A 12,988-nucleotide genomic window follows, 5' to 3' on the forward strand; every position below is an offset into this window, starting at 1 on the left:
TTCAGTAGGGTCGGGGCATGACCACACCACGTCGTGCCCTGACCCTTCTCTCTGTCCCCGTCCTTTCCGCCGCCGTGCTCATCGGCGGGGCCTCCGGTGCTTCTGCCTCGGAGGGTGATGTCCAGTTCACCAACACCGCCGGCAACGTGCGTTGCGATGTCGTCATGACGCAGGATGGCCCCCACGTCATCTGCGTCAGCGATGGCGCCCGCAAGACCATGCCGGAATGCAACCCGCCGGAGGAGAAGATCCCGGCGGTAATTGTCGCCGGCAACGGCCCCGGTGTCGTCGGCTGCTGGAACCAGGGGCTGACCGGCCCCAAGCGGGCCCTCGGTGCCGGCCAGGTGGGCAACGCCCACGGCATCACGGTGTTCGCCGACCCCATGGGTGGCCTGCACGTGCTCTCCGGCTCGCTGAACTACGTGGCCTACGCAGGAACGACCACGGTGGGGACTAGCCCGGCGGCGATGAGCTCGCAGCTGAGCAGCTAAACCCGGCGGCGGGCGAGGTAGCTGCGGGTCGTCGCCGAACCCCCGGCGATCAGCAGTCCCATGAAGATCACCGGGCCGGGCGGAACCGCCAGCGGCGTGCCGCTGGCAGTCAGGACCCGGATTGTGGTGCCCAACTGACTCACCTCGAGTAGCCAACTGTCGACGATGAGGGAGACCGCGGGCAGACCGGAGAGGATGAGAAGCTGGTCGTTGGAGCCGAACGACCGTGGCTCATCGTGCGTCGATGACGTCGGCGAAGGATGCGACGTGAGTGCGGAGCGCGTCCAGGAGCTCGTCTCCTTCCTTCTGTGAGTACTCCGCTGCGTGGGGATCGTCCCATCCGGTGTCCCAGTGACAGTGGCTTGTCCAGTGGGTAGCCCAGGCCCGAAGTCGTTCCGACAGGGATGCGGGGAGGCCGTAGTCTTCCGGGGCCATCAGGTAGGAGTCCGTACCTGACTCCCACAGGGGGAAGTCAGCTCCCCAGTCAGCGAAGAAGCGGATGGTTCTTCTGGGTTGTGGTGGCACGGCGCCTCCCGTGGTCGGTTGCAGTATTCGTCCAGCCTAGGTGCACAGCGACACGCCAATGCATACTTTTCATGCGGCTGCATAAAGTGCTACACTGGTCAGCATGACACTCAAGGTTGCAGTCGCTGGTGCCACGGGCTACGCGGGTGGGGAGATCCTCCGCCTCCTGCTCGGTCACCCTTCCTTCGTCTCCGGTGACCTGGAGATCGGTGCGTTAACCGCTGGTTCTTCGGCAGGGCAGCAGGTGGCGGGCCTCATGCCGCACCTGCCGCAGCTGGCGGACCGCATCATCGAGGACACCTCTTCGGAGACCCTGGCGGGGCATGACGTCGTGTTCCTCGCTCTGCCGCACGGCCATTCGGGTCCCATCGGGCAGGCACTGGCCGACACGAATCCGGAGACCGTGGTCATTGACTGTGCCGCTGACTTCCGCCTCAAGGAGGCGGGGGAGTGGGAGCACTATTACGGCTCTGCGCACGCCGGCACCTGGCCCTACGGCATCCCGGAGCTCCCGGGCCACCGCGAGGAGCTGCAGGCAGCGAAGCGAATCGCGGTTCCGGGGTGTTTCCCGACGGGCGCGACCCTCGCGGCCCTGCCTGCCGTCGCCGGTGGCCTCATCGTCCCCGACCTCAGCATCGTCTCCATCACGGGCGTCTCGGGCGCGGGCAAGAAGGCGGCCGTCGGCCTCTTGGGTTCTGAGGTCATGGGCAACCTGCGCGCCTACAACACGGCGGGCAAGCACCGTCACACGCCGGAGGTCATCCAGAATCTCTCCGAGGTCACGGACGACGAGATCACTGTGTCCTTCACCCCGGTCCTGGCGCCGCTGCCGCGCGGCATCCTCACCACCATCACCGCCCCGCTCAAGGAGGGCGTCTCCGCTGAGGCGGTGTACGAGACCTACCGGGCGTTCTACGCCGAGGAGCCTTTCGTCCACCTCCTGCCCGTGGGCCAACAGCCGGAGACGCAGAACGTCGTGGGTACCAACATGTGCCACCTGCAGGTCGAGGTCAATGAGCGCGCAGGCGTGCTGCTCATGACCGGCGCCATCGACAACCTCACCAAGGGCACCGGCGGCGCCGCCGTCCAGTGCATGAACCTTGCCCTCGGCCTCGACGAAACTGCCGGCCTGCCCATGGCCGCCGTCGCCCCCTAACCCCCAACCTCGGAAAGCCACCTCATGAGCATCACCACCCCGGCAGGTTTTACTGCCGCCGCCCTCACCGCAGGCATCAAGCCCTCCGGCAACCCCGACATGGCACTTGTGGTCAACAACGGGCCAGAGTTCCACGCCGCCGCGGTGTTCACCCGCAACCGTGTCGTCGCCTCCCCGGTGAAGATCTCGCGCGAGGCCATCAAGGACGGGCAGATCCGTGCGGTGCTCTTCAATGCCGGCAACGCCAACGCCTGCAACGGCATCCAGGGTGACGCCGACGCGCAGGCCTCTGTCGATCAGGTGGCGGAGCTCTTGGGCATCAGCGCCAGCGATGTCGGCGTGTGCTCGACGGGGCTCATCGGCGAGCCGCTGCCGATGGACAAGATCCACGCGGGCGTCGAGAAGCTGGTGCCGGGCCTGGGAGACCACGGCGGGGCAGCGGCGGTCGCCATCATGACCACCGACCTGGTCCCCAAGGAGACATTGGTCAAGGGCAACGGCTGGACTCTGGGCGGCATGGGGAAGGGCGTCGGCATGATGAGTCCCTCGCTGGCGACCATGCTCGTGTGCCTGACCACGGATGCCTCCGCCACCCCGGCGATGCTCGACGAGGCACTGCGCGCAGCCAGCAAAGTCACGTTCGACACCCTCGACATCGACGGCTCTACCTCGACCAACGACACCGTCTTCCTGCTCGCTTCCGGTGCCTCCGGCGTGACGCCGAGCCAGGAGGAGCTCAACGCCGCTGTGCTCGAGGCGAGTGAAGACATCGCCCGGCAGATGCAGGCCGACGCCGAGGGCGTGACCAAGCGCGTCACCGTCACGGTGGAGGGCACCGGCTCGGATGAGCAGGCCGTCAACGCCGCCCGCACCCTGGCCCGCGACAACCTCTTCAAGTGTGCGATGTTCGGCTCCGACCCCAACTGGGGTCGCGTCCTCGCCGCCGTCGGCATGGCCGACGCCGACATGAACCCCGACCGCATTTCCGTCTACTTCAATGGTCAGGCCGTGTGCGAGAACACCACCGGCACCCCTCACGCCCGCGAGGTCGACCTGTCGGGTGCGGACATTGACGTCCTGGTCAACCTCGGAACGAACGGCCCCGGCCGCGCGACGGTCCGCACCACGGACCTCTCCCACGATTACGTCCACATCAACTCCGCCTACTCCTCCTAGGAACCCGCCATGGAAGCACTGAAGAAGCTCAGCAACGAGGCGCGCGCGCATGTGCTCGCCGAGGCACTGCCCTGGCTGCAGCACTTCCGCGACAAGATCGTCGTGGTCAAATACGGCGGCAACGCCATGGTCGACGACGACCTCAAGGCCGCCTTCGCCGCCGACATGGTATTCCTCCGTACGGTCGGCGCCAAGCCGGTTGTCGTCCACGGCGGTGGCCCGCAGATCTCCTCGATGCTCAAGCGTCTGGGGCTGGACGGCGAGTTCAAGGGCGGATTCCGCGTCACCACTCCCGAGGTGATGGAGATCGTCCGCATGGTGCTCTTCGGCCAGGTGGGTCGGGACCTCGTCGGCCTCATCAACTCCCACGGGCCCTACGCGGTGGGTACCTCCGGCGAGGACGCCAGCCTGTTCACCGCACAGAAGCGCCTGGTCAGCGTCGGGGGAGTGCCCACCGACATCGGCCTGGTGGGTGACATCACCGATGTCAACCCGGCCGCGCTCATGGACATCATCGACGCCGGCCGCATCCCGGTCGTCTCCACCATTGCCCCCGGCGAGGACGGCGAGGTGTACAACATCAACGCCGACACCGCTGCCGGAGCGCTGGCCGAGGCCATCGGCGCGGAGCGCCTGCTCATCCTCACCAACGTCGAGGGCCTGTACACCGACTGGCCCAACCGAGACTCGCTGCTGTCGAAGATCGTCGCCTCGGAGCTCGAGACGATCCTGCCCACCCTCGATTCCGGGATGATCCCCAAGATGGAGTCCTGCCTCCGCGCGGTGCAGGGCGGGGTCTCCGCGGCCCACGTCATCGATGGCCGCATCGCCCACTCCGTCATCCTCGAGCTGCTCACCATGGGTGGTATCGGCACCATGGTGCTGCCCGACAACTACGACCGCGGCGATTACCCCGCCGGAGCCGTCTTCAGAAAGGACGCTGACCAGTGACCGATTCCCTCACCCGGTGGAACGAGGTGCTCATGAACAACTACGGCACCCCGCCCATCGAGCTCGTCTCGGGCAAGGGTGCGACCGTGGAGGATTCGCAGGGTCGCGTCCACATCGACCTGCTCGCCGGCATCGCCGTCAACGCCCTGGGCCACGCCCACCCCGCGATCATTGAGGCCGTCACGAACCAGCTCTCCCAGCTGGGGCACGTCTCCAACCTCTACGCCACCGGCCCCGTCCTCCAGGCCGCTGCCACGCTGAAGAAGCGCGTCGGCGACGACTCCGCGCGGGTGTTCTTCTGCAACTCCGGCGGCGAGGCCAACGAGGCCGCCTTCAAGCTGGCCCGCCTCACCGGCCGCTCCCGGGTGCTGGCCGCTGTCCACGGCTTCCACGGCCGCACCATGGGCTCCCTCGCTCTCACCGGCCAGCCGGAGAAGCGCAAGGCCTTCGAGCCGCTGCCCACCGGGGTCGAGTTCTACCCCTACGGCGACGTCGAGTACCTGACCAAGCTCGTCGAGACCAACCCCACGGACGTGGCCGCCATCTTCCTCGAGCCCGTCCAGGGCGAGACCGGCGTGGTCCCCGCCCCGGCCGGCTTCCTGCAGGCCGTCCGTGAGCTCTGCGATGAACACGGCATCCTCATGGTGTGCGACGAGGTCCAGACCGGCGTCGGCCGCACCGGCACCTTCTTCGCTTTCCAGCACGACGGCGTCCTGCCGGACATCATCACCATGGCCAAGGGCCTCGGGGGCGGCATTCCCATCGGTGCGACCATCGCCCGCGGCCAGGCCGCCGGACTCTTCCAGCCCGGCGCCCACGGCACCACCTTCGGCGGTAACCCCGTCGCCTGCGCCGCCGCCAACGCGGTGCTGAGCATCGTCGACGACGCCTTCTGCGCCGAGGTTCGGGAGAAGGGTGAGTACTTCGCGGAGCAGCTGCGCCAGATCCCGGGCGTCGACCATGTCCGTGGGCGCGGGCTCATGCTCGGCGTGGTGCTGGAGAAGCCGGTGGCCAAGGAGGCCGTCACCCGCGGTTTCGATTACGGGCTCATCCTCAACGCCCCGGCGGCCGACGTCATCCGCCTCACCCCGCCGCTCATCATCAGCCACGACGAGATGGACGCAGCCGTCGAGAAGCTCTCGGCGCTCATCACCGACCTCACCAAGGAGGACTGACCATGACCACCCCGAACGTGCGGCACTTCCTGGCCGACGACGACCTCACCCCGGCCGAGCAGGCCGAGGTCCTCGCGCTGGCCGCCGAGCTGAAGCAGGCGCCGCTGTCGAGGCGCCCGCTCGAGGGGCCGCTGTCGGTCGCGGTCCTCTTCGACAAGACCTCCACCCGCACGCGCTTCTCCTTCGACGCCGGCATCGCCCACCTGGGCGGCCATCCCATCGTCGTGGACTCCGGGTCCTCGCAGATGGGCAAGGGTGAGACCATCCAGGACACCGGGGCGGTGCTCTCGCGCTACGTCGAGATGATCGTGTGGCGCACCTTCGCGCACCAGAACTTCCACGACATGGCCGAGACCGCCACGGTGCCCATCATCAACTCGCTCTCCGATGACCTGCACCCCTGCCAGATCCTGGCGGACCTGCAGACCTGCGTGGAGAACCTCTGCCCGGAGGAGGGCCCCGCCGGGCTACGGGGCCGGAAGGCCGTGTACCTCGGCGACGGCGACAACAACATGGCCAACTCCTACATGATCGGCTTCGCCACCGCCGGCATGGACATGACGATTATCGCGCCGGAGGGCTTCCAGCCGAAGGCCGAGTTCGTCGCGCGGGCACAGCTCCGCGCGGAGGAGACCGGGGCAACTGTCGAGGTCACCTCCGACACGGCGGCGGTGGCGGGCGCCGACGTCGTCATCACGGACACCTGGGTGTCCATGGGCATGGAGTCCGACGGCAAGGACCGCCGCACCCCCTTCCTGCCCTACCAGGTCACCGCGGACATCATGGCGCAGGCCAACGACGACGCCATCTTCCTCCACTGCCTGCCGGCCTACCGCGGCAACGAGGTCACTGCCGAGGTCATCGACGGCCCCCAGTCGCGCGTCTTCGACGAGGCGGAGAACCGCCTGCACGCGCAGAAGGCGCTCATGGTGTGGCTGCTGGAGAATCAGCCGTGACCCAGCCCGTCACCCGCACCGCCCGCCAGGGCAAGATCCTGGAGATCCTGGGCAAGACCCGCGTCTCCAGCCAGGTGCAGCTGTCCGAACTGCTTCTCGACGAAGGCGTCGACATCACCCAGGCCACCCTCTCCCGCGACCTCGACGAGCTGGGCGCCAAGAAGATCCGCCCCGATCAGGGTCGGGCGTTTTACGTGGTGGGGCCCGTCGAGAGCCTGCTGGCCGAGCACCTCACCGGCCCGAAGGAGAAGCTGCGCCGCATGCTCGATGAGCTGGTCGTCGGGGTGGACCACTCGGGCAACATCGCGGTGCTGCGCACCCCGCCCGGGGCGGCGCAGTACCTGGCCAGCTTCATCGATCGCGTCGGTCTGGACGAATCGGTGGGCACCATCGCCGGCGATGACACCATCTTCGTCCTCGCCCGCGAGCCCCTCACGGGCCGTGAGCTGGGGGACCTGCTCACCGGCGCAGAGCGCCCACGTATCCTCAATAATCAGTAACACCAGAACCCAAGGAGAACCCACATGTCTGCACGCGTCGTCCTCGCCTACTCCGGCGGCCTCGACACCACCGTCGCGATCCCGTACCTGGCCAAGATGACCGGCGGCGAGGTCGTCGCCGTCTCCCTCGACCTCGGCCAGGGCGGCGAGGACATGGAGTCCGTGCGCCAGCGCGCCCTCGACTCCGGCGCCGTCGAGTCCATCGTCATCGACGCCCGCGACGAGTTCGCCGAGGAGTACTGCCTGCCCACCATCAAGGCCAACGGCATGTACATGAAGCAGTACCCGCTGGTCTCCGCGATCTCCCGCCCCCTCATCGTCAAGCACCTGGTGCGCGCCGCTGAGGAGTTCGGCGGCACTCACGTCTCCCACGGCTGCACCGGCAAGGGCAACGATCAGGTGCGCTTCGAGGTCGGCTTCCGCGACGAGAACCCGGACCTGGAGATCATCGCCCCGGCCCGTGACTACGCCTGGACCCGCGACAAGGCCATCGCCTTCGCCGAGGAGATCGACCTCCCGATCGAGCAGTCCGCCTCCTCCCCGTTCTCCATCGACCAGAACGTCTGGGGCCGCGCCATCGAGACCGGTTACCTCGAGGACCTGTGGAACGCCCCGACCAAGGACATCTACGCCTACACCGAGGAGCCCACCCTGGGCAACGCCCCGGACGAGCTCATCATCTCCTTCGAGGGTGGCAAGCCCGTCGCCATCGACGGCAAGCCGGTCACCGTGCTCGAGGCGATCGAGGAGCTCAACCGCCGCGGTGGCGCCCAGGGCGTCGGTCGCCTCGACATGGTCGAGGACCGCCTCGTGGGCATCAAGTCCCGCGAGATCTACGAGGCCCCGGGCGCGATGATCCTCATCAAGGCCCACGAGGCCCTCGAGGACGTCACCCTCGAGCGCGAGCTGGCCCGCTACAAGCGCCTCGTTGACGCCCGCTGGTCCGAGGAGGTCTACGACGGCCTGTGGTTCGGCCCGCTCAAGCGCTCCCTCGACGCCTTCATCGATTCCACCCAGGAGCACGTCACCGGTGACATCCGCCTCGTGCTGCACGCCGGTTCGATCACCGTCAACGGCCGCCGCTCCAACCACTCGCTCTACGACTTCAACCTGGCCACCTACGACTCCGGCGACACCTTCGACCAGACCATGGCCAAGGGCTTCGTCAAGCTCCACGGCCTGTCCTCGGAGATCGCCAACAAGCGCGACCGCGAGGCGAAGAACTAAATGGAGCAGCACGGTACCAACGAAGGGGCGCTGTGGGGCGGCCGCTTCTCCGGCGGCCCTGCGGAGGCCATGTTCGCCCTGAGCGTGTCCACCCACTTCGACTGGGTGCTCGCCCCCTATGACGTTCTCGCCTCCCAGGCGCACGCCAAGGTCCTGCACTCCGCGGGCCTGCTCAGCGACGCGGACCTGGAGACCATGCTCGCCGGCCTCCAGCAGCTCGGCCGCGATGTCGCTGACGGTTCCTTCGGCCCCGAGCCCTCCGACGAGGACGTGCACGGCGCCATGGAGCGGGGCCTCATCGACCGCGTCGGCCCGGAGGTCGGCGGCCGCCTGCGCGCGGGACGTTCCCGCAACGATCAGGTGGCCACGCTCTTCCGCATGTGGGTCCGCGACGCCGTGCGCGGCATCGCCGTCGGTGTCACCGAGCTTATCGACGCCCTCGTCGACCAGGCCGCCGCCCACCCGAGCGCCATCATGCCCGGCAAGACCCACTTCCAGGCCGCGCAGCCCGTGCTGCTCGCCCACCAGCTGCTGGCCCACGCCCAGCCGTTGCTGCGCGATCTCGAGCGGATCCGTGACCTGGACACCCGCCTGGCGGTCTCGCCCTATGGCTCGGGTGCCCTGGCGGGTTCCTCGCTGCAGCTCAACCCGGAGGCCATCGCGGCGGAACTCGGCTTCGACTCCGCCGCCGATAACTCCATCGACGCGACCTCCTCGCGCGATTTCGCCGCGGAGACCGCCTTCGTCCTGGCCCAGATCGCGGTGGACATGTCTCGCCTGGCCGAGGAGATCATCGCCTGGTGCACGCCGGAGTTCGGGTACGTCACCCTCTCCGACGCATGGTCGACCGGTTCGTCGATCATGCCGCAGAAGAAGAACCCGGATGTCGCGGAGCTCACGCGCGGCAAGACCGGCCGGCTCATCGGCAACCTGGCCGGCCTCATGGCCACCCTCAAGGCGCAGCCCCTGGCCTACAACCGGGACCTGCAGGAGGACAAGGAGCCCATCGTCGACTCGGTGGCCCAGCTCAACCTCCTGCTCCCGGCGATGACCGGCCTGGTGTCCACGCTGACCTTCCACGAGGAGCGCATGCGCGAACTGGCTCCCGCCGGTTTCACCCTGGCCACCGACCTCGCCGAGTGGATGGTGCGCGAGGGCGTGCCCTTCCGCGAGGCGCATGAGGCCTCCGGCGCCTGCGTCCGCCTCGCCGAGGCCCGGGGTGTCGGTCTGGATGAACTGACGGACGAGGAGCTGGCGGGCGTCGATACGCGGCTGACTCCGGCGGTGCGCGAGGTGCTCACCATCGACGGCGCGGTCGCTTCCCGCGCGACGCGCGGCGGCACCGCCGGCGTCCGGGTTGTTGAGCAGCGGGAACGGGTGGCGCAGGCCTCCCGCGAGCACCTCGCGTGGGCGACCACCCCGGTGCGGGGTTAGAGGTCTGTACCGTTCAAGTGGCCGAGTGCGCGGAGGCGACTTAAACTTCCCGCATGAGTGAGGCACAACGCAGGTCAGGCCGAGGATGTTCCGTCATCATCGGCCTGATCTTGCTGATTCTGGCGGTGGTGGCGGTCCTCGCCGGGCGGGGCATGATCAGTGTGCCCGGGATCGGGGGCGGCGGCGGGGGAGTAGTCCAGGTCTCCGGCGTCATCGGTTCGGAGAAGCGCGCCTTCTTCGAGGACCCGCGGGTAAAGAAGGTGCTGGCAGGTCACGGTTTCGAGGTGCGCGTCGACGCGGCAGGCTCCCGGCGCATCGCCACCGAGGTGGACCTGGAGAACCTCGACTTCGCCTTCCCCTCTTCTGCGCCGGCGGGGGAGAAGATCGCCAGCCGTGTCCCCAACCGGGGCACGAGCACCCCCTTCCATTCCCCCATGGCGGTGGCCACGTTCACCCCGATCCTGCAGATCCTCGAGCGCGAGGGGGTGGCCCGGCAGCAGGACGGGCAGTGGTTCCTCGACATGGGGCGCTACGTCGAACTCGCGCGCAGCGGTACGCGCTGGCAGGAGTTGGGCACCGAATACCCCTCCCCGCGCACCGTGCAGATCTCCTCGACCGACATCCGTACCTCCAACTCGGCGGCCATGTACCTGTCGATCCTGTCGTGGGTGGCCCGCGACGGTGCGGTGGTGACCTCGGATGCGCAGGTCAGGGAGGTCGTGGACAGCCTCAGCCCGCTCTTCGTTGGGCAGGGCTACGCGGAGTCCACCTCCGCCGGGCCTTTCGCCGACTACCTCGCCCAGGGCATCGGGGCCCGCCCGATGGTCATGGTCTACGAGGCCCAGTTCCTCGGCGAACAGATGGCGGAGTCCTCGCGCATCCGCGGCGACATGGTCCTGGCCTACCCGGACCCGACGATCAACTCCACCCACATGCTCGTCGCCCTCAGCGACCAGGGGGCAGAGATCGGCCGCCTGCTGACGTCGGACCCGGAGCTGCAGCAGCTGGCCGCCGAACACGGCTTCCGCCCCGGCGACCCGGCCCTGTTCGCCGCGGCCCTGCGCGAGCACGGCATCGCCGAGCCGCCGGCCTTCCTGGCCACCGTCGACCCACCCGTCTTTGACCGCCTGGAGGAGCTCATCGAGGGCGTCGGCGCCTCCTACACCGGCCCCGCTCCCGCGGTGGACACCGAGGAGGATGCCTCATGAACACCTGGAAACGCCTGGTCGCCGGGGTGACCGTGCTGTGCACGGCGCTGGTCCTGTGGGCCTGCGGCGACAGCGAGCTGTCCCTGCCCGGACGCCAGCTCGACGACACCCCGCTGCGGATCGTCGCCGCCACCGAGCTGCAGGATCTGGCGCCGGTCATCGACGAAGCCTCCGCCGACCTCGGATTCCCCATCGAGCTGAGCTTCCCGTCCGGCACGCTCGACAACTCGCGGACGCTTCTCGACGCCGGTTTCGACCACGCCTACGACGCCACCTGGTTCGCCACCAACCGCTACGTCGACATCCTGGGAGCCTCCGCGAAGCTGGCGGACTCCACCAAGATCGGGCTTTCGCCGGTGGCCTTCGGGATCACCGCCGCCAAGGCCTCCGAGCTGGGCTGGGATACCCGCCAGCCGACGTGGGCGGAGATCGCCACGGCCGCCGCCGAAGGAGAGATCACCTTCGGCATGACCGACCCCGCGGCCTCCAACTCGGGATTCTCCGCGCTGGTCTCCGTGGCCACCGCCCTGGCGGACACGGGCGCCGCCCTCACCGCCGATGACATCGCACGTGTCTCCCCGCAGCTGCAGGGATTCTTCGCCGGGCAGACGCTGACCTCCGGCTCCTCCGGCTGGCTGACAGACACTTTCCTCGCGGATCGTACGCGTGCCGACGCACTCATCAGTTACGAGTCCGTCCTGCACACGATCAACCGCGAGCAGGGCGCCGACCTGGTGGTCATCGTCCCCGCCGACGGCGTGGTGTCTGCGGACTATCCGCTGTCCACCCTCGCGGCCCCGGCGCAGCCGGAGGCCCGGGAGAAGGTCGCCGCGCTCGCCGCATGGCTGCTCGAGCGCCCCGAGACGATGACCGACACCTACCGTCGGTTGGTGGACGCCGCGGCGGAGGTCCCGTCTGAGCTCGCCGACCAGTTGCTCATTGAGCTGCCCTTCCCGGCCACCCGGTCCATCACCGACCAGCTCGTCGCGGCCTTCCACAATGAGCTGCGCCCGCCCGGGGACACCGTCTTCGTCCTCGACACCTCCGGTTCCATGGAGGGCGAACGCCTGGCTATGCTGCAGGACACCCTTCGCTCGCTCATCGACGGTTCGGCCCACGCCGCCGCGGGCAGCGTCGGTTTCCGTGACCGGGAGCGCATCAGCCTCCAGCCCTTCGCCGATGCCCCGGCCGCCCCGCTGACGCTGCGCTATTCTGCGCAGGACCCGGAGGCCGCGCGCACCCTCAGCGAAGCAGTGGGAGGGTTGCGCGCCGAGGGGGCCACGGCCATCTACTCCGCGCTCATCAACGCCTACGGCACGGTGTCCGCCGAGCAGGGCGCGATTCCCTCCATCGTCCTCATGAGCGACGGAGAGCTGACCGCCGGTGCCACCCTCGACGAGTTCCGCGCCTTCCACGCTGGGCTCAGCGGCCCGGCGGCGGACATCCCGGTGTTCGTGATCCTCTACGGGGAGGCGAACGTGGGGGAGATGACCGAGGTCGCGCAGCTGACCGGCGGTAAGGTCTTCGACGCCCTCGACGGGGATCTCGCGGCGGCCTTCAAGGAGATCCGTGGATACCAGTGACAACTTCTTCCTCTCCCGGAAGAACCTCATCGGGATGGTCCTGGCCGCGGCGATCATCGTGGTGCACCTTGTCCTCGGGCTGGGATTCCTGTGGCCGGTCGTGGCACTGGCCGCGTGGGGAGCCGGCGTCGCCCTCACCCCGGCGCCCCGCCAGCAGGCGTTGCCGCCGGCGCCTGAGCGGCCCGACGCGGATGAGCTCCTCCGCCGCCTCGACCTGAGCACCCGCGAGCTCTACTCCGCGGGGCCGGCCGCCCCGGTGCTCGACGCCACCGCGGCGCTGCGCGGCTCGCTTCTCGAGGTGCTTCTCGAGTGGGATCACCTGGGGGACGTGCCCGAGCAGCGTGTGGTCATCGAAACGATTATCGACGACTACCTGCCCCGCACCCTCCGCGCCTACCTCGCGATCACGGAACGCCAGCACCCCGTCGCCATCGCGGAGACCGTTGACTCACTGGGCATCCTCCAGGAGGAGGCGACCCGGATCCACCGGGCCGTGGTCAACGACACTCTCCGGGAACTCGAGGACCAGACCCGGGCTCTCCGCCTCCAGTTCGGGCGCCTTCCGGGCCCCGGGTACGATACTGAGTCATGAGTCTCGATCCGAAA

General features: G+C 68.6%; 12 protein-coding genes. All 12 read left to right on the forward strand.

Going from position 1 to position 12,988, the window contains the following annotated elements:
• The first annotated feature begins 17 nt into the window (after positions 1 to 17).
• The 12 genes from ACFPUZ_RS07465 (at position 18) to ACFPUZ_RS07520 (ending at position 12,974) form a co-directional block, all read left to right on the forward strand.
• Positions 18 to 491 (forward strand): hypothetical protein, encoded by a 474-nt coding sequence (locus tag ACFPUZ_RS07465; RefSeq protein WP_377001191.1) that lies wholly within the window; start codon positions 18 to 20, stop codon positions 489 to 491.
• Between the two features lie 628 nt (positions 492 to 1,119).
• Positions 1,120 to 2,172 carry an N-acetyl-gamma-glutamyl-phosphate reductase gene (argC, locus tag ACFPUZ_RS07470; RefSeq protein ID WP_377001193.1) on the forward strand — a complete coding sequence of 351 codons (1,053 nt, stop codon included), beginning with the start codon at positions 1,120 to 1,122 and terminating at the stop codon, positions 2,170 to 2,172.
• 24 nt (positions 2,173 to 2,196) lie between these two features.
• Positions 2,197 to 3,348, forward strand: a complete 1,152-nt coding sequence (argJ, locus tag ACFPUZ_RS07475; protein ID WP_377001194.1) for a bifunctional glutamate N-acetyltransferase/amino-acid acetyltransferase ArgJ — start codon at positions 2,197 to 2,199, stop codon at positions 3,346 to 3,348.
• 9 nt (positions 3,349 to 3,357) lie between these two features.
• Positions 3,358 to 4,299: an acetylglutamate kinase gene (gene argB, locus ACFPUZ_RS07480; RefSeq protein WP_377001196.1), complete on the forward strand. Its 942-nt coding sequence runs from the start codon at positions 3,358 to 3,360 to the stop codon at positions 4,297 to 4,299.
• Entirely contained in the window at positions 4,296 to 5,474 is a 1,179-nt protein-coding gene (locus tag ACFPUZ_RS07485; RefSeq protein WP_377001197.1) for an acetylornithine transaminase, read from the forward strand. The genes argB and ACFPUZ_RS07485 overlap by 4 nt, the downstream gene beginning before the upstream one ends.
• 2 nt (positions 5,475 to 5,476) lie before the next feature.
• Positions 5,477 to 6,430 (forward strand): ornithine carbamoyltransferase, encoded by a 954-nt coding sequence (gene argF / locus ACFPUZ_RS07490; RefSeq protein ID WP_377001199.1) that lies wholly within the window; start codon positions 5,477 to 5,479, stop codon positions 6,428 to 6,430.
• Complete coding sequence (locus tag ACFPUZ_RS07495; RefSeq protein ID WP_377001201.1) at positions 6,427 to 6,930, forward strand: arginine repressor; 504 nt, start codon at positions 6,427 to 6,429, stop codon at positions 6,928 to 6,930. The genes argF and ACFPUZ_RS07495 overlap by 4 nt, the downstream gene beginning before the upstream one ends.
• Before the next feature lie 24 nt (positions 6,931 to 6,954).
• The gene (locus ACFPUZ_RS07500; protein ID WP_377001203.1) at positions 6,955 to 8,157 is read left to right on the forward strand and encodes an argininosuccinate synthase; all 1,203 of its coding nucleotides are present in this window, start codon (positions 6,955 to 6,957) and stop codon (positions 8,155 to 8,157) included.
• Positions 8,158 to 9,591 (forward strand): argininosuccinate lyase, encoded by a 1,434-nt coding sequence (gene argH / locus ACFPUZ_RS07505; protein WP_377001204.1) that lies wholly within the window; start codon positions 8,158 to 8,160, stop codon positions 9,589 to 9,591.
• A gap of 53 nt (positions 9,592 to 9,644) precedes the next feature.
• Positions 9,645 to 10,799, forward strand: a complete 1,155-nt coding sequence (locus tag ACFPUZ_RS07510) for a hypothetical protein (protein WP_377001206.1) — start codon at positions 9,645 to 9,647, stop codon at positions 10,797 to 10,799.
• Positions 10,796 to 12,382: a vWA domain-containing protein gene (locus tag ACFPUZ_RS07515; protein WP_377001207.1), complete on the forward strand. Its 1,587-nt coding sequence runs from the start codon at positions 10,796 to 10,798 to the stop codon at positions 12,380 to 12,382. Before ACFPUZ_RS07510 ends, ACFPUZ_RS07515 begins: the two co-directional genes overlap by 4 nt.
• The gene (locus ACFPUZ_RS07520) at positions 12,369 to 12,974 is read left to right on the forward strand and encodes a hypothetical protein (RefSeq protein ID WP_377001209.1); all 606 of its coding nucleotides are present in this window, start codon (positions 12,369 to 12,371) and stop codon (positions 12,972 to 12,974) included. The genes ACFPUZ_RS07515 and ACFPUZ_RS07520 overlap by 14 nt, the downstream gene beginning before the upstream one ends.
• Positions 12,975 to 12,988 lie beyond the last annotated feature (14 nt).

It is taken from the genome of Corynebacterium nasicanis, assembly GCF_042658165.1.
Taxonomy (GTDB): Bacteria; Actinomycetota; Actinomycetes; order Mycobacteriales; family Mycobacteriaceae; genus Corynebacterium; species Corynebacterium nasicanis.